This window comes from Pseudoalteromonas sp. SCSIO 43210, from assembly GCF_054133285.1.
Genome location: NZ_CP087225.1, coordinates 4,149,971 through 4,166,270, shown reverse-complemented (window position 1 = coordinate 4,166,270; position 16,300 = coordinate 4,149,971). Strand labels below are relative to the sequence as shown.

The 16,300-nt window shown below is 40.9% G+C and carries 14 protein-coding genes; 10 read left to right on the top strand and 4 right to left on the bottom strand.

Features of this window, described 5'->3' with window-relative positions; translation table 11 throughout:
• Positions 1 to 167: 167 nt before the first annotated feature.
• Together LOS73_RS18175 and LOS73_RS18170 are read left to right on the top strand one after the other, a co-directional pair.
• Positions 168 to 614 carry an SRPBCC family protein gene (locus tag LOS73_RS18175; protein ID WP_457934082.1) on the top strand — a complete coding sequence of 149 codons (447 nt, stop codon included), beginning with the start codon at positions 168 to 170 and terminating at the stop codon, positions 612 to 614.
• A complete protein-coding gene (locus tag LOS73_RS18170) occupies positions 611 to 1,429 on the top strand; it encodes a sterol desaturase family protein (RefSeq protein ID WP_457934081.1) in 819 nt (272 codons plus the stop codon). The genes LOS73_RS18175 and LOS73_RS18170 overlap by 4 nt, the downstream gene beginning before the upstream one ends.
• Here LOS73_RS18170 and LOS73_RS18165 read toward each other — a convergent pair whose 3' ends face one another.
• Both LOS73_RS18165 and LOS73_RS18160 read right to left on the bottom strand, forming a co-directional pair.
• The gene (locus tag LOS73_RS18165) at positions 1,430 to 1,804 is read right to left on the bottom strand and encodes a hypothetical protein (RefSeq protein ID WP_007378224.1); all 375 of its coding nucleotides are present in this window, start codon (positions 1,802 to 1,804) and stop codon (positions 1,430 to 1,432) included. It abuts the gene before it with no gap.
• The gene (locus LOS73_RS18160; protein ID WP_457934080.1) at positions 1,801 to 2,169 is read right to left on the bottom strand and encodes a hypothetical protein; all 369 of its coding nucleotides are present in this window, start codon (positions 2,167 to 2,169) and stop codon (positions 1,801 to 1,803) included. The genes LOS73_RS18165 and LOS73_RS18160 overlap by 4 nt, the downstream gene beginning before the upstream one ends.
• Before the next feature lie 213 nt (positions 2,170 to 2,382).
• On the opposite strand from LOS73_RS18160, the gene LOS73_RS18155 reads away from it, so the two are divergent.
• Positions 2,383 to 2,802: a VOC family protein gene (locus LOS73_RS18155; protein WP_007378226.1), complete on the top strand. Its 420-nt coding sequence runs from the start codon at positions 2,383 to 2,385 to the stop codon at positions 2,800 to 2,802.
• 51 nt (positions 2,803 to 2,853) lie between these two features.
• On the opposite strand, the gene LOS73_RS18150 is transcribed toward LOS73_RS18155, so the two are convergent.
• Positions 2,854 to 3,750, bottom strand: a complete 897-nt coding sequence (locus LOS73_RS18150) for an AraC family transcriptional regulator (RefSeq protein WP_149606459.1) — start codon at positions 3,748 to 3,750, stop codon at positions 2,854 to 2,856.
• A 181-nt stretch (positions 3,751 to 3,931) separates the two neighbouring features.
• Between LOS73_RS18150 and LOS73_RS18145 the strand changes: the two genes are divergently transcribed.
• Entirely contained in the window at positions 3,932 to 5,077 is a 1,146-nt protein-coding gene (locus LOS73_RS18145) for an iron-containing alcohol dehydrogenase (RefSeq protein WP_007378228.1), read from the top strand.
• Positions 5,078 to 5,559: 482 nt separating this feature from the next.
• Positions 5,560 to 6,006 (top strand): DoxX family protein, encoded by a 447-nt coding sequence (locus tag LOS73_RS18140; protein WP_457934079.1) that lies wholly within the window; start codon positions 5,560 to 5,562, stop codon positions 6,004 to 6,006.
• A 51-nt stretch (positions 6,007 to 6,057) separates the two neighbouring features.
• On the opposite strand, the gene LOS73_RS18135 is transcribed toward LOS73_RS18140, so the two are convergent.
• Positions 6,058 to 9,144, bottom strand: coding sequence for a beta-galactosidase (locus LOS73_RS18135; protein ID WP_457934078.1), 3,087 nt, complete (start codon positions 9,142 to 9,144; stop codon positions 6,058 to 6,060).
• Positions 9,145 to 9,256: 112 nt separating this feature from the next.
• Here LOS73_RS18135 and LOS73_RS18130 point away from each other — a divergent pair, with 112 nt between their 5' ends.
• From LOS73_RS18130 to LOS73_RS18110, 5 genes are all read left to right on the top strand, one after another.
• Positions 9,257 to 10,075: an AraC family transcriptional regulator gene (locus tag LOS73_RS18130; RefSeq protein WP_457934975.1), complete on the top strand. Its 819-nt coding sequence runs from the start codon at positions 9,257 to 9,259 to the stop codon at positions 10,073 to 10,075.
• 80 nt (positions 10,076 to 10,155) lie between these two features.
• Positions 10,156 to 10,476, top strand: coding sequence for a hypothetical protein (locus tag LOS73_RS18125; RefSeq protein ID WP_008135125.1), 321 nt, complete (start codon positions 10,156 to 10,158; stop codon positions 10,474 to 10,476).
• Positions 10,477 to 10,626: 150 nt separating this feature from the next.
• Positions 10,627 to 11,880 carry a TolC family protein gene (locus LOS73_RS18120; RefSeq protein WP_457934077.1) on the top strand — a complete coding sequence of 418 codons (1,254 nt, stop codon included), beginning with the start codon at positions 10,627 to 10,629 and terminating at the stop codon, positions 11,878 to 11,880.
• On the top strand, positions 11,877 to 13,124 hold the full coding sequence (locus LOS73_RS18115) for an efflux RND transporter periplasmic adaptor subunit (RefSeq protein ID WP_033028712.1): 1,248 nt from the start codon (positions 11,877 to 11,879) through the stop codon (positions 13,122 to 13,124). Before LOS73_RS18120 ends, LOS73_RS18115 begins: the two co-directional genes overlap by 4 nt.
• 8 nt (positions 13,125 to 13,132) lie before the next feature.
• Positions 13,133 to 16,279 carry an efflux RND transporter permease subunit gene (locus LOS73_RS18110; RefSeq protein WP_457934076.1) on the top strand — a complete coding sequence of 1,049 codons (3,147 nt, stop codon included), beginning with the start codon at positions 13,133 to 13,135 and terminating at the stop codon, positions 16,277 to 16,279.
• Positions 16,280 to 16,300: the final 21 nt, after the last annotated feature.

Below are 16,300 nucleotides of genomic sequence, written 5' to 3'. Positions count from 1 at the left end.
GAACTCAAAGGGAGATCATGTTTGGTATTTATACTGCGTTATCGTCTATTTATGGGAAATAACCACACAACATGGGCGCAGCCTTGCCTAAAAACCAAGCATACGGCTGCAAATTTAACTTAGAAAGATAAACGGGCCCTAGGTGAATAATTTTTAAGGTTATAGCAGTGATATTAATAAATTTAAAACGAAACCTTGCAGCTCCTCCCACTGAAATAATTAATGTGTTGCTTGATCATGAACGTTTAAATAGGTTTTTTAACGCTCAATTTTTATTATTGAAACCGCAAAATTGCGGGCAGATAAACGGCGGAAAAGGAGCCGTGAGGCAAGTTAGAACATCAGGGTATACTTTTACTGAGCAAGTTATAAGTGCTAGTGATAATCACATTTGCTATCAAATTGTGGGCAATAAGCCTGTGGCTGCTCATCAAGGTGATATTTATTTAACTGCTATCGAAAAGCAGGCATTTATCTCTACTGAGCTTACTTATTCTATACAGTGTATTTCACCTTGGTGGATGCCCAGTTTTATACTTAAATTTTTCATTAAAAAAGATATTAAAAACGCACTTACAAAATTAGAGCGCTATTTTAAGGAGTGCACAACATGAGTGTTGAAATTATTTTACTTGCCTTAAGCCCTGTATTTTTAACCTTTGTAGTATTTGAATTTATAGCGTTTAGGCGTTATTACAGTATAAAAGACAGCCTAGCTAATACGGTTTTGGCTTTAATGCATCAAGGAGCAGATGCGCTTTCATTAATTATACTTATGCCGTTTTTTTATTGGCTTTACGGATACCGCTTGTTTGATATAGAGCTTTCTGTATTTTCTATTTTATGTGCTTTTTTACTGCAAGACTTTTTGTACTATTGGTTTCATAAAGCATCACATCATATTCATTGGTTATGGGCGGCGCATGTCGTACACCATAGTTCCACTAAAATGAATTTTACTACCGCGTTTAGGCAAAGCTTAATGTATCCCTTGGTGGGCATGTGGATATTTTGGTTACCTATGATGTTGATCGGGTTTGACCCAATGACAGTCCTAACTGTTGTGGCGCTCAACTTGGCGTATCAGTTTTTTGTGCATACACAAATAGTGAATAAGCTTGGTTGGTTTGAAAAGGTGTTTAATACACCTTCTCATCACAGAGTGCATCATGCAATTAATGCAGGCTACCTGGATAAAAATTTTGCGGGTGTATTAATTATTTGGGATAAATTATTTGGCACCTTTATTGAGGAAGACCCAAATAAAACCTGTAAATATGGCATCGTAGGACAGTTAAAGACTAACAACCCATTTAAAATAACATTTCACCAATGGGACTATTTGATAAAAAGCATTTATAGAGTAAAAGGCATTAAAGCAAAGCTAAACGTTTTATTTGGTTACCCCACATGCTTTCGTAAATCCTAACTATTTTTTACTTCTTGGTGCGCCTAGTAGAATAAAAGTATGGCAAATACATACAGACAAAAACGCGCTAATGCCAAGTGCGCCGCCATAGCCATCGAGCCTTGGAACTAAATACTCAAAGAGTATTGAAAAAATAATGGCTGAGTTAGTTACAGTATATATACCAAAGCGATGTGGGGCGCTCATGCCTATAAATGTGCCGCCAAAAAACACAATGCTGTAAAGCTCAGGGTTTAAGTTAAGCACGCTAAGAAGTAGATAGGCAACAATGGAAAGCGCAGCTGATGCTCTTATGGCATCAAAGCGATTATGTTTTGCTAAAAAAAACGTTAAAAATGCCCCTAGCAGCGCAATTAACGGATATTCAAGGCTCATAATACAATCCCTTTAGCTAATACAAATATTGCAACACTTGCAAAAGCAACACCACCTAACTTGCCGCCAAAACCAGTAAATAAGTTCATAGTAAGCACATACAAACTAGCACCTATAAGCGAGATAATTACAATCTCCCAATAACTAGTAATTAAATTAGTCGAGCACATGCCAGCAAAACTACCGGCATAAATAGCAGCATAAGGGTGATTTTTAACATTTTTAGGAAACGGTATAAACGAGCCAATGAGCCCAGTTAATGCGGCCGAAATCACTAATGGAACATTAAATGTTGTATGCATCACAAAGCAGGATATAAAACCTATAAAAAAAGTGATGAATTTTAAAGATAAGAATTTAATCATAGTCCACGCATTTTAAAGTAACCCTTTTTGGTTTTAAAGCACTGCCTGCAAATATAATTGCATAAGTATTCACTAACTTTAATAAGGTTGTTTATTAATCATTTTGAAAGTATTAAATATGCTTAATTATATGGCTGTTAATGTTCTATAAATTAAGATTTATGTATAATGCGGGTAATTTAGTATATTAAAAGAGTTAACCAAGGGTAATTTATGTCTAACTGTTTGCATTTAGCTATTCCAGCTGGTGATTTAAAAGTCACTAAAGCATTTTATTGTGACGTACTTGGTTGTAAAACCGGTAATAGTGAAGAGGGTCGCTGGGTTGATATCGACTTTTGGGGTAACGAGTTAACATTGCATCAAAGTGTTGAGCGTCTTCCTACAGTGCGCCACGACGTAGATATGGGCGCTGTAGCTGTACCGCATTTTGGTATTCATTTATCAGAAACCGACTTTAACGCGTTAAAAGTACGAATACAAAGTGCGGGTATAGAGTATCTTGATAAACCTTACCGTCGCTTTATTGGTGATGAGTTTGAGCAAGAAACATTTTTTATTGAAGATCCAAATGGCAATGTACTTGAAATGAAAACCATGGTTAACCCAGAGGTTTTATTTAAAAAAGTATAGTTTTTCACTCGTGCTATTTAAAGCCACTTTTTATAGTGGCTTTTTTGTGGGCTAGCTATGTAGCTGAGTTAATACTTCGCTAGGTGTTTTATTAAAGAGGCGTTTAAACTCACGGCTAAACTGCGATGGACTGGTATAACCTACTCTTAACGCGGCTTCATTGGCTTTACTGCCGCTGGCAGTAATGAGTTCTTTTGCTTTAGCCAAGCGTACTTTTTTTAAGTACTGTAGAGGGGATTCAAAGGTAATTTGCTTAAAGGCGCGATGAAACGACGATACACTCATGTTTACATCTTCCGCCAAACCTTCAACAGTTATTTGGTTTGCATAACTACTGTGCATAGTGGAGAGCGTACGTGCTATGCGAGCATAATGCCCATCATGCATCGCAAGGCCTATTAAAGTGTTGCCTTGAGGGCCGCAGAGTACGCGATATACCAATTCTTTTACTATATCTTCGCCAAATATTTCTGCCTCAAGTGGGTTATTTAAAACAGTCAATAGCCGATGGGTAATGAGCTCCATTGCTGTATCTAGAGTTGCCGACTGCACTGCGCCAATTTGTGCTGACGACGATGACGCTGAAAGAGGCTTATGCTGCATTATTTGATTAACGAGTTTGTGTAGCATTGCAGGGTTTATATCTATGGCAATGCCCATAACGGGTAAATCGTTATCGGTAAATGCTTCACATTCTAATGGCACCGGTACGCCAAGGACTAAGTAGTCCCCTGCACCGTATCTTATTTGATGTTCAGGAAAGTGAATTATTTTATGACCCTGTCCAACAATAATAATACCTGAGTTATATATAAGCGGCTGACGCGGCGAGCTTTTAGTTGCTCGATGAAAATACACGCCTGGAATAATAGTTTCCATGGTGCCTTCAAAGCTGAGTAATTGATTATGCTCGGCGTATTGTTGCAACATATTGGCTATGGTGGGCATAAAAGGCATCTTTAATTGAGTGTATTTTGCGTAAAATAACAACGTTGATAGTTTTAGGCAAGCTTTTGCGAGTTATTGGGCTTTTTTTATGTTTGTTTTGCCATTAATATGCACGCATCGATACTTTATTAGGTAACTAAGTAAAGTACTCAGCAATTAACCGTCACCTAGGAGCAAAATAATGAAATTTAGCTACGTAAATCCAACACTTATCCAGTTCGGTCAAGAACAAATTGCCTCACTAACTGATTTGATCGCAAAGGATCAAAAAGTACTTGTAGTGTACGGCGGCGGTTCAATTAAAAAGAACGGCGTGTACGACCAAGTTGCTGCAGCACTTGAAGGCTTTGATTGGGTAGAGTTTTCGGGCGTTGGCGCTAACCCAACAATTGAAGTACTAGACCAGGCAGTAAAAATTTGTAAAGAACAAGGTATCGACTTTGTACTAGGTGTAGGCGGCGGCTCAGTAATCGACGGCGTTAAATACATCGCAGCATCTGCAGTTTATGATGGCGAAGGTTGGGATATTCCTACTGGTAAACATAAAGTAACTAGCGCATTACCTATTGGGGCAGTACTTACTCTTCCTGCTACAGGTTCTGAGTCTAACCAAGGTTCTGTTGTGAGCAAAGCTGCGACTAAACAAAAACTTCCGTTTATGTCTCCTGCGGTACAACCTAAGTTTGCAATTATGGACCCTGATGTAATGAAAACATTACCACAGCGCCAACTTGTAAATGGTTTAGTAGACGCATGGGTTCATACCTGTGAGCAATACTTAACATTCCCAGCAGGCGCACTTGTACAAGATGGCTACGCAGAAGCACTATTAAAAGCGCTTAAAACACTGGGCGATAACTTTGAAAACCAAGACGACGCATGGCGCGCAAACCTTATGTGGTCTGCTAACCAAGCACTTAACGGTCTAATTGGTTCTGGCGTATCGCAAGATTGGGCTACGCACATGATTGGTCACGAGCTTACAGCCGCTTACGGCGTTGACCATGCACGTTCACTTGCTATTGTTCAGCCTTCTTTACTGCGCAACCAATTTGCAGTTAAAAAAGCAAAGCTTGAGCAAATGGGTAAAAATGTGTTTGGTCTTGAGCAATCTGACGACCTGGCTGAGAAAACAATTCTAGCGATTGAAGCGTTTTACCACAGCCTTGACGTAGCGACCCAGCTTACTGAGCATGGCGATGATAAAGCTGCAGCTATTGACAATATTATTGGCAAACTTGAAGCGCACGGCATGCTGGCACTTGGTGAAAACCAAGCTATTACGCTTAAAGAAAGCCGCGAAATTTTAGAGCAAGCAGTCGCTTAATTTTCAAAGCTAAGCGCTTACTTAAATATACTAGGGCGTGTTGATCTTTGGTGGGTGAATTTGCAGCAGTATGTTTGGTTTTTAGGCAAGGCGGAGCCTATGTAGTGTGGTTATTCCCCATGAATAGGCGATAACGCAGCATAAATACCAAACATGCGCTGCCCTTTGGGTTCTTTCTAGGGACGATTAACTCTTTGTTGCTCGGTTTTTACTTAGACCACTAGGTTACAAACCTCGCGCCGCGATTTAATCGCCCCTAGATTGAACAAATTTCAATCCACAAAGATCAACACGCCCTAAGTAATACGTTAATAAAAAACCGTCAACCTTTGGGTTGGCGGTTTTTTTATGGATTATTATAAACACTGCGTTGCTAATTAACCAATAAATCCCATGTTAATGTTTTTACTGATGATAGTAAACTGTGTTCAACGGTTAGGAAAAACCTAACGATTAAATAAATTCAAACAGGACTAAAACTCATGAAATTACTAAACACATTACTTAGCTCAAAAGCAGGCGTAGCAGCATTAATTTTACGAGTGCCAGTTGGCCTTATTTTAGCGGCGCATGGAGCACAAAAACTATTTGCTTGGTCTGGCGGTTACGGGCTTGAAGGCACTGGGCAGTGGATGGCGAGTATTGGTTTAGAGCCTGGCTATTGGTTAGCAATGATGGCTGGTAGCGCTGAGTTTTTTGGTGGCATTGCATTAGCAATTGGTTTGTTAACGCGCCCTGCTGCTGTAGTTTCTGGCTTTACTATGCTGATTGCTATTTTTAGCGTACATATTAGTAATGGCTTATTTATGGCAAACAATGGTTATGAATATGCATTAACGTTACTTGTTGTAACTGTGGTTTTAGCAATTCAGGGAGCGGGAAGTTTTTCGCTTGATAACGTATTAGTTAAAAAACTAGCTAATAAATAGAGTTTTTAAATTAAAAAATAGCGGCCAATTTGGCCGCTATTTTTGTTTAAATTATTTAGCAGATAATGTTAAAGAATAGCTGTACTGTTTTTGCTTAAGTAAATATTCTTTATGGGTACTTGGGCTCCATGAATCATCGCCACCTACACCCATATGTTGATGATCAATGTGTACATGTACGCAATCATCAGCAATTAGTTCGTTAGTATGTTTTGCTTGCGTTAGCGTACTTTGCGAATACTCGCTGGCTGCAAACAAAAACGCGCCAGTCACGGTTAAGTTATTAATACTCAGCAATTGGCAATCGCTACGCAGGCCATTATCAGTTGGGAATATATACGGTGTATGTAGCTCATTTAAGCTCAAGCTGTAATAACCTAAACGTGCTGCGGCTTTGCGATCTAGGTAGTTTTCAAAAGGCCCTAAACCTAGCCAGTTTATTTTTGTATCGCTTTGCTTGTTAAGCGTTGTACTTAGCCCTATGCGCGGCATTGGTGGCAGAGTATCGTTTAAGTGCACGTCAATATTTAAGCTAATCTTACCGGTATTATTTAGTGTATATAGCCACTGTGTTTGAGCCTGTAGCACGCCATTAAATTCGTAATTAAATACACAAGTAATACGTACATCAACGCTTGATTGCACTGCGTGAATTGAGCTGCATGTGCGCTGCCATTGCCCTATACCTGCACGCAACCAACGAGCCTCCCATGCATTGGGGTCTAGATTGTCTACTTCGCTTACACCAATGTCGTTATCAAGCGGGGCACGATAAAAGTTATCAACCAGTGGGCTACTAATAACTTGGATATCGTTTTGTAACCACTGCTCTATAAGCCCTGATTGCTTGCTAAAAACAAGTTTAAATTTATCGTTTTCAATACATAGTTGAGAGTCGGTTTCGCTAATACTTATAGCGCTTTGCTCTGTAGTTGATGCAAATGATTTACTGTTTAAATTATTACTATTTATAAGCTTAAACTGCTCGGTGTTTAATATATGTTCTGCACTTGCAAAGCTACAATCGTTAATAAGTGCTACATCTAAATTAAGGTGATATTGCACACCTTGCTCAAACTTTGTTTTAGTTTTAATCGTTAACGTGTGCGTACTTTGCGGAGCAATATTAATAATTTGCTCGCCTTGTTCAACACATTCGCCATTTTGCATTAATTGCCAAACGAGCTTTTCGTTATCTGTGTGTCTAAATACATAATCGCTAAATACATCAATGATGTATTGGTTTTGATTTTGCTCATGCAACGTAAATTGTAAATGTTGCTGGCTGTATTTAGCTTCAAACAGGCTAGGGTGGGGCGTACGGTCTGGAAATAATAAGCCGTTAATACAAAATTGACGGTCATTTAGTTCATCACCAAAATCGCCACCGTAAGCCCAATAATGCTCACCGTTTTCGTCAGTTTTAGATAAACCTTGGTCTACCCAATCCCAAATAAAGCCACCTTGCAGGCGAGGGTATTCTCTAAATGCTTGCCAGTAGTCGTCAAAGCTACCTAGGCTGTTACCCATTGCATGGGCGTACTCGCATAAAATAAGTGGTCGCGTTTCACCCGGTAGGCTTAGCCACTTTTTAATTGAATATTTTGGTACCGCATCGTCTTTAATATCGGTATCTACACGAGCATACATAGGGCAAATAATGTCGGTAGCTTTTGTGTTTGCGCCGCCGCCTTCGTATTGCACAGGGCGCGAAGGGTCAAAGCTTTTTGACCAGCCGTACATAGCATCATGATTGGCGCCGTGTCCGCATTCGTTTCCTAGTGACCAAATAATAATTGAGGTGTGGTTTTTATCGCGCTCAACCATTTGTGTATAACGCGACATAAATGCACCAGCCCACTGCGGATCGCTAGCTAAACGCCCCATAGGAAACATGCCATGGGTTTCTATATTTGCTTCATCAACTACGTATAAACCTAGCTCGTCACATAGTTCGTAAAAACGAGGGTGGTTAGGGTAATGAGCAGTACGCACGGCATTAAAGTTATTTTGCTTCATCAGCTTAATATCTTCAATCATATCGGCGGTAGTAACTGTATGGCCGTTTTCTGGGTGGTGTTCGTGGCGGTTAACACCGCGAATAAGTAGCGGTTTGCCGTTTAAGCAAAGCTGCCCGTTCAGCATTTCTACTTTTCTAAAGCCAATGTTGTAGGCTTCTGCGTCTATAGTATTGCCTTGATCATCAAGCAGACTCACAACGCAGCGGTATAAGTACGGGGTTTCGGCGGTCCATTTTTTAGGGCTTTGTATATCAATTGTTTGAAATACTACATCGCTCCAGCCACCTTTTTCATCAACACGTTTATTGTTAGTACTTTGAATTTGCGGCTCACATAGCGCCTGTTCGCCATCAAAAACTTGCACTGCTATTTGATAGTTATTTGGCGCATTAATCGCCGTTTTTATATGTAGCGTTGCATCGCGATAGCAAGCGTCTAAATCGGGGGTTATAAACACATCACGTATTTGGTTTTGTGGTTTTGTAAGTAAGTTAACATCGCGAAAAATACCGCTTAGCCACCACATGTCCTGATCTTCTAAATAACTGCCATCGCTCCAACGAATAACCATAACGGCAATACGGTTAGTGCCTGCAACTAATAGTTCGCTTAAATCAAACTCGCTCGGTAAACGGCTATCTTGTGAATAACCCACCCATTGTCCGTTACACCACAGGTGAAACGCCGAGTTAACGCCTTCAAAAATAATATGATTACGCTGAGTTAGCTTACTTTCGCTTATATTAAATTCAATGCGGTAACAGCCTGTAGGGTTGTCGCTTGGTACAAAAGGCGGGTTAACTGCAAATGGGTACTTAACATTACAGTAAATAGGTTTATCAAAGCCGTGTAATTGCCAGTTAGAAGGCACTGTAATACTTTGCCAGTTGCTATTTAGTGTTTCACTTAGCAACGATTCATCAACTGCTTCGGGTTTATCAAATAATTTAAAGTCCCACTGACCGTTTAAACTTTGTTTTTGCGATTGCGTGTTAGTACGGGCATGGTCAACGCTTTTAAATCCATTGAGTGGGCTGTGCGCTTTTACTTGATTAACTTGTACTGAAATTGGGTTTTCCCAATCGCGGCGATTAATTATGTGCTGTAAAGAGGTCATGTTTATCCTATTGCATAAGCGGGCAATTATAATGCGCTAAATATAGCTAAAAATAATCGCAGGGGTTATGCTTAAAGCTCTCCTTTATTTATCCAAAACTATCATTGTAATTATGCGCTATAACATTAAAGACATACTCGATATTGGTCCGCGCTGTATAGAACGCTTTATTGATTCACAAACGCTCGCGCAAATGCCAAACCTTGAAATAGCACTTGCGGGTTGCTCAAACCTATCGGGTCGTTATTGCGTAGCACGCTCAGCACCGCTAGAACATACACTTTTTTATACGCTTGCAGGGCAGGGTAAATTAACAACACAAAATGAGCAGTACACACTTAATGCTAATACACTTATTGTGCTACCAGCAAAGCAAAGCTTTGAAGTGAAAATTGATGCTGAACATTGGGATGTTATTTGGTTAAACCTTGCAAATACTAAACGTTGGCAGCATTTAAACTTAGCGCAAGCATTGGTATTAACCGAGCAAAAACTTGAACCGTTACACCTTGCTATGGAGCTTTTATACAGCGAGCCCAATGCTAATTTACGCGAAAGCGTAACGCCTATTTTAAGTCATTACTTAAATGCTACGCTGCAAAATAACTCACAAGGTGCGGCGCATAACCGTTTAATTAGTTTGTTTGAAGAGGTAGACAAGCGCTTGCAGTTTGATTGGACAATAGAGGCAATGTGCGAACATCTGCATTACTCATCGCCGCATTTACATCGGTTATGCCAAGCGCAATTTGGTAAAAGCCCAATACAACAACTTATTTATTTACGAATTGAACGGGCTAAAAACTTATTGTTAAACACGGCTTGGCCAATTTCGCATGTGGCAAGTTATGTGGGGTATTCTAATATTTTTAATTTTTCCAAACGTTTTAAGAAGTCGGTAGGTGTGTCGCCAAGCGAATTTAGAAAATAACGTTAGCGGCTCTCTACATTTGAATAAATTTAAGGTATTGTGCGATTTCTTAAATTGCATTTTAGAGTTTTAGGTAGGTAATGCGCTCAAACCGTTTTTTAATAGTGATATTATTAGTGCTTGTACACAGCTTTATTAGCTGTGATGGCGCTGCGTATCATTTGCAAGAAGACGTTGATCACGTAACCAGTTCGTTATCGCAAGGCGACTCCACAGCCGATGATAACCAAAGCGATAAAACATCAACTACCGAGATTCATGCCCACCAACATTGCCATTGTGGCTACAACAGCACCTCTAGCCATTCAATAAGCCCAGAGCAAAGTAAAGCAACTTCGCCTGCGTGCTATAACGGGTTAAATTACCCGCCAGATGTACCGCCACCAAATTTTTATAGCTAGTTTCTAACTTTAAATACTTTGTATATTAGAGCCTGCGTTTATGCGCTATTAGGCTAGTTATATGCATATTTAGGTTACTTGATCGCGCTTGTTTTTAAAGTAGGCGTAGTGATTAAGTTAACTCTGTTTATTAAAAAACGGACACGCTATATGAATAAAAAACCAATTATACTGGTGGCGCTAATGTGCGCGTTACCTGCTTTTAGTACTTTGGCGAATGTTAAAACATTAACCCTTAAGCAAGCGCTGAGTAATACCGAACAACAAAACCCGGTATTAAAACGCTACCCTTATCATCAAAAAATATTGAGTGCGCTTAAAACTCAAGCAGCTCTTTCGCCTAATCCTGTATTGAATGTTGAAGCCGAAAACTTACTGGGTACTAACAAGGCGCGTGGCATTCAAGGCGCTGAAATAACACTTGGGCTTAGCCAACTAATAGAGCTGGGCGATAAGCGCCAAAGTCGTATTAATTACGCAACCGCCAATATAAAAGCCCAAGCAATACAGTATCAAAATACCCGTTTAGCATTATTGGCAACCACTGCTGAGCGATACTACCAAGGGCTTAAATTTCAAACATTATTAAGTTTAAATAACGAGCGTAAAGAGGTCGTAACCCAAGCGCTTAAAGCGATTGAACAAAGAGCTAATGCGGGTGCAGCGTCGCAAGCCGATGTAACGCGTATGCGTTATGCACTTAGCCAAGTAGAGCTTGATAAAGCCATGCTTAATAGTGAATTTGAGCGAGCAAGTTTATCGCTTAACGAGCTGTGGAGTGAGGATCAACCCTACAACACTTTTGCTGGCAATATTAATGCAATTACTGCGCTTAAATCAGCGCAAGCACTTTTAGATGCGGTTAACCAAGCCCCTGAATTTGCATTATTACAGCAGCAATATTTACAGCAAACAGCCAACTTAACATTGCAAAAAGCAAACGGACAAACCGATATTAATGTAGGGGGAGGCGTGCGCTATAACCAACAAAGCGACTCCAGCTCATTAGTGTTTTCGTTTTCTATGCCACTGCAATTAAGTAACTCTAATAGCGGAAATATTGCAGCTGCAAATAGTCAGCTCATGCTTTTAAATGAGCAGCAAGAGCAATTGCGCATCCAGCTACGCCAGCAAGTACGTACTTTGTACGCTTATTATCAAGGTCGAGCTAATCAGGCAAAGCTATTATCTGATCAAATTATTCCTCAGGCACAAACATTGATTGAGCAAAGCTTAAAAAGTTATCAACGCGGACAAATTTCGGTGTTGCAATTGCTTGATGCTCAACAAGCACTTTTTGATTCTAAACGCACACTTATTACAACTCACGCAGAGCTGCACCAAGTGCTACTTACTCTTGAGCGTTTAACAGGCCAATCTTTAATTGAGACTCATCAATCATGAATAAAAATATAATCGCATTACTAGTATCACTTTCGTTTGCCTGCAGCTTTGTAAGCACTGATGTATTTGCCTCTGCTGAACATGGCGAGTCAGGTCATAAAGAAACAGAGCAACACGATAAAAAACAAGGTCCACACGGCGGCTTTTTATTAACTGACTCTAAATTAACCCTTGAGCTTAAATTGCAAGAATTTGCAGGTAATGTTGAGCTGCGCGTATACGGCTATAAACAAAATAAGCCAATTAATATAAACGACTTAAACATAACAATGAGTTTAAAGCGCTTAGTTGAAGGGTCGCAAAATATACAGTTTGCAGCTGAGGGCGACTACCTTGTTAGCACGCAATCAATTAACGAACCACATTCGTTTGCACTTACCGTTACTGCTAATTATAAAGGCGAGAGCATTAGCTATGAATACGACCAACACGAAGGCCGTACCACGCTAACAGAGCGAGCTATTGAGCGCGCAGTTATTAAAACTGAGATAGCGCAAAGTGGTAAAGTGGATATTACCGATACGCTTTTTGGCGTTATTGCCCCAACACAACATGGCACGGTAGAAGTAATGGCGCCGTATACAGGATTGATCAGCGATATTTTTGTAAGCATTGGTCAAAACGTTAAAAAAGGCGAAGTACTTGCCAATGTAACCAACCGCGAAACACTGCAAAATTACGCCATTAAAAGCCCAATTAGCGGCGTTGTAACCGAGCAATACTTAAAGCGTGGCGAGCTTGCAAGCACCAGCGCACTGATGCAGGTAGTTAACCTTGATAAAGTGTGGGTTGAGTTATCGGCTTTTCCTGAAAACATTGAAAAACTCGCCATTGGTCAAAGCGCTAAAGTGTACGACTTGCATCACCATTTAAATACGCAAGGCAAAGTGTTTTTTATAGCCCCAATGATGACAGGCGGGCACATAGCGCGTGCCCGTATAGAGCTTAATAACCCAGACGGGCATTGGCGCCCAGGCATGCATATAAATAGCGATGTAAGTGTGGCTAAAATAAATGCCAGCGTGCGTGTAAAGCCACAAGCCATTCAAGAGTTTAACGGTCAACCCAGTGTGTTTGTTCGTAAAAATAATGTATTTGAAGTGCGCCCCGTTACCTTAGGCGCAAAAAATAGCGAGTGGGTAGAAGTACTTGCAGGTTTAAACGCGGGTAGCGAATACGTAACAGACAATAGTTATGTCATTAAAGCTGATATTTTAAAAAGCGGCGCAAGCCACGCTCACTAGGAGGCACCATGATTAATTGGATAGTTTCTTTTGCGGTTAAACGCCGCATGCTGGTGCTTGCGCTTACATTTTTATTTGCTGGATTTGGTGTATACAACATTCAAAATTTAGCGGTAGACGCAGTACCCGATATAACTAACGTACAAGTGCAAATTAATACCAAAGCGCAAGGTTTTACGCCATTAGAGGTAGAGCAACGCATTACTTATTTGGTAGAAACCGCCATGGCGGGCATACCTAAGCTTGATTACACCCGTTCGCTTTCGCGTTATGGGCTTTCGCAAGTAACGGTTATTTTTGATGAAGGCACCGATATTTATTGGGCGCGTCAGCAAATTGGTGAGCGTATTCAAAGTATTCGCTCCGACTTACCTAATAATGTAGAGCCAAACTTGGGTCCTATTGCCAGTGGTTTAGGCGAAATATTTACTTATAGTGTGCACGCCGCGCCTAATGCGTTAAAAGAAGATGGTACCGCCTACAACGCTGAAGATTTACGTACTTTGCAAGATTGGGTTATTCGTCCTCAGCTTTTAAAAGTAAAAGGCGTAACCGAAATAAACAGCCAAGGTGGTTTTGAGCGCCAATATCAAGTAGCGCCAGTGCCCGAAAAACTCATTGCCTACAAGCTTACTATTAGCGATGTAATTAGTGCACTTGAGGTTAATAACAGTAACCGAGGCGCAGGCTATATTGAGCGCTTTGACGGGCAATATTTAGTACGCTCGCCTGGGCAGTTAAAAACCATTGATGACATAGCCAATACCGTTATAGCTAAGCGCGACGATGCACCTGTACGCATTAAAGATGTGGCTAACGTGCTTTTAGGCAAAGAGCTTAGAACCGGCGCGGCCACTTATAACGGCGAAGAAACCGTGCTCGGCACCGCCATGATGCTAATTGGCGAAAACAGCCGCGTAGTGGCAAAAGCGATGGCTGATAAGTTAGTTGATGTGCAAAAAAGCTTACCCGCTGGCGTTATTGTTGAAGCGGTTTACGACCGTACAACTCTTGTTGATAAAACCATAGCAACCGTGCAAACCAACTTATTTGAAGGTGCCGTTTTAGTGATAGTGATTTTGCTATTACTGCTGGGTAATGTAACGGGCGCGCTTATTACGGCAATGGTTATTCCGTTGAGTATGTTGTTTGCCGTTACAGGTATGGTGGGTAATCGCGTATCGGGTAACCTAATGAGCCTAGGCGCAATCGACTTTGGTTTAATTGTTGATGGTGCTGTAATTGTAGTTGAAAACTGCCTGCGCCAACTCGGTGTAGCTCAGCATAAACATGGCAGGCTACTTACCTTAAACGAGCGTTTAAATGTAGTGACCGCAGCCACCAAAGAAGTATTTACACCGGCTGTATTTGGCATTGTTATTATTATGCTGGTTTATTTACCTTTATTTGCACTAAGCGGCGTTGAAGGCAAAATGTTTCAGCCAATGGCATTTACTGTAGTTGCGGCGTTAATTGGCGCGCTTATATTTGGCGTTACCTTTGTACCTGCTGCTATTGCAGTGTTTGTTCGCGGTAAGGTTGATGAAACCGAAAACGCAGTCATGCGCGGCGTTAAAAAAGTGTATAAGCCATTACTTGGTATATCGCTTAAATTACCGTGGCTGATGGTGGGTATTGCCACTGCATTAGTATTAGTGCTTGGTTTTAAAGTTAAAAACATGGGCGCAGAATTTTTACCGAAACTTGATGAGGGCGATATTGCTATGCACGCGCTGCGCATTACTGGCACTGGTATTGAGCAATCTGTGCAAATGCAAAAAGAACTTGAACAAGCCATATTAGATCAGCCTGAGGTTGCTAACGTATTTTCAAAAATTGGTACTGCTGATGTAGCAAGCGATCCTATGCCGCCCAATGTTGCCGATACTTTTTTAATACTCAAACCGCAAGAAGAGTGGCCTAATCCAGCACTCACTAAAGCAGAATTGGTTCAGCAAATTCGTACCCGTGTTAACGATGTACCTGCTAATAATTACGAATTTACACAACCAATAGAAATGCGCTTTAACGAGTTAATTGCTGGCGTGCGCGCCGATGTGGCACTGCGTATTTATGGTGACGACTTAAGCGTACTTAAAGAGTTTGGCGAAAAAGCCACAGGGCTAATGCGTAATATTGCAGGTGCTACCGATGTACGTTTGGAGCAAATGGAAGGATTGCCAACACTTTCGGTAACACCAATGCGCGACCATATGGCGTTATTAGGTTTAAGCGTAAACGACATTCAACAAACACTTGCCGCCGCTGTTGGCGGCGTGCAAACCGGACTAATTTACGAAGGCGATAAACGTTTTTCGTTATTAGTACGCCTTGATAAGCGTTGGTCTAGCGATGTATCAGCACTTGCTCGTTTGCCAGTTGCTTTACCTAAAGATAGTAACCCAGAACTTGCATTTGTACCGCTTGGCGAAGTAGCGACAATCAGCATTGAAAAAGGGCCTAATCAAATAAACCGTGAAAGCGGTAAGCGCAACGTCGTGGTAACTGCCAATGTAGAGGGGCGCGATTTAGCAAGCTTTGTAAGTGATGCGCAAGCGAGCATGAATGAATCACTTAATTTACCAAGTGGCTATTGGCTTGAATACGGCGGCACGTTTGAGCAGCTACAATCAGCAAGTAAGCGATTATCGTTGGTTGTGCCGGTCACTTTATTGCTTATATTTGGCTTACTGTATAGCGCCTTTGGATCGCTTCGTGATTCATTGATTATATTTAGTGGTGTGCCACTGGCATTAACGGGGGGTGTGCTTGCGTTATTGCTGCGCGATATGCCGCTTTCAATTTCAGCGGGTGTGGGGTTTATTGCCCTAAGTGGTGTCGCGGTATTAAACGGCGTGGTTATGCTGTCGTTTATTAAGCAGTTACGAAGCGACGGCTTAAGTTTGTTTGAAGCAATTCACAGCGGTGCATTACAGCGCCTGCGCCCAGTACTGATGACTGCGCTGGTGGCAAGTTTAGGCTTTATACCTATGGCGCTTAATTCGGGAACGGGTTCTGAAATGCAAAAACCTCTCGCCACAGTAGTGGTTGGCGGGATTATTTCATCAACTTTACTGACACTGTTAATATTGCCTGCGCTTTATAAGTTAGTGCATTCTAAATTTACTAAAAAAGCAGAAGCTGAATTAGCTTAAATACTAGCTATTGATAATATA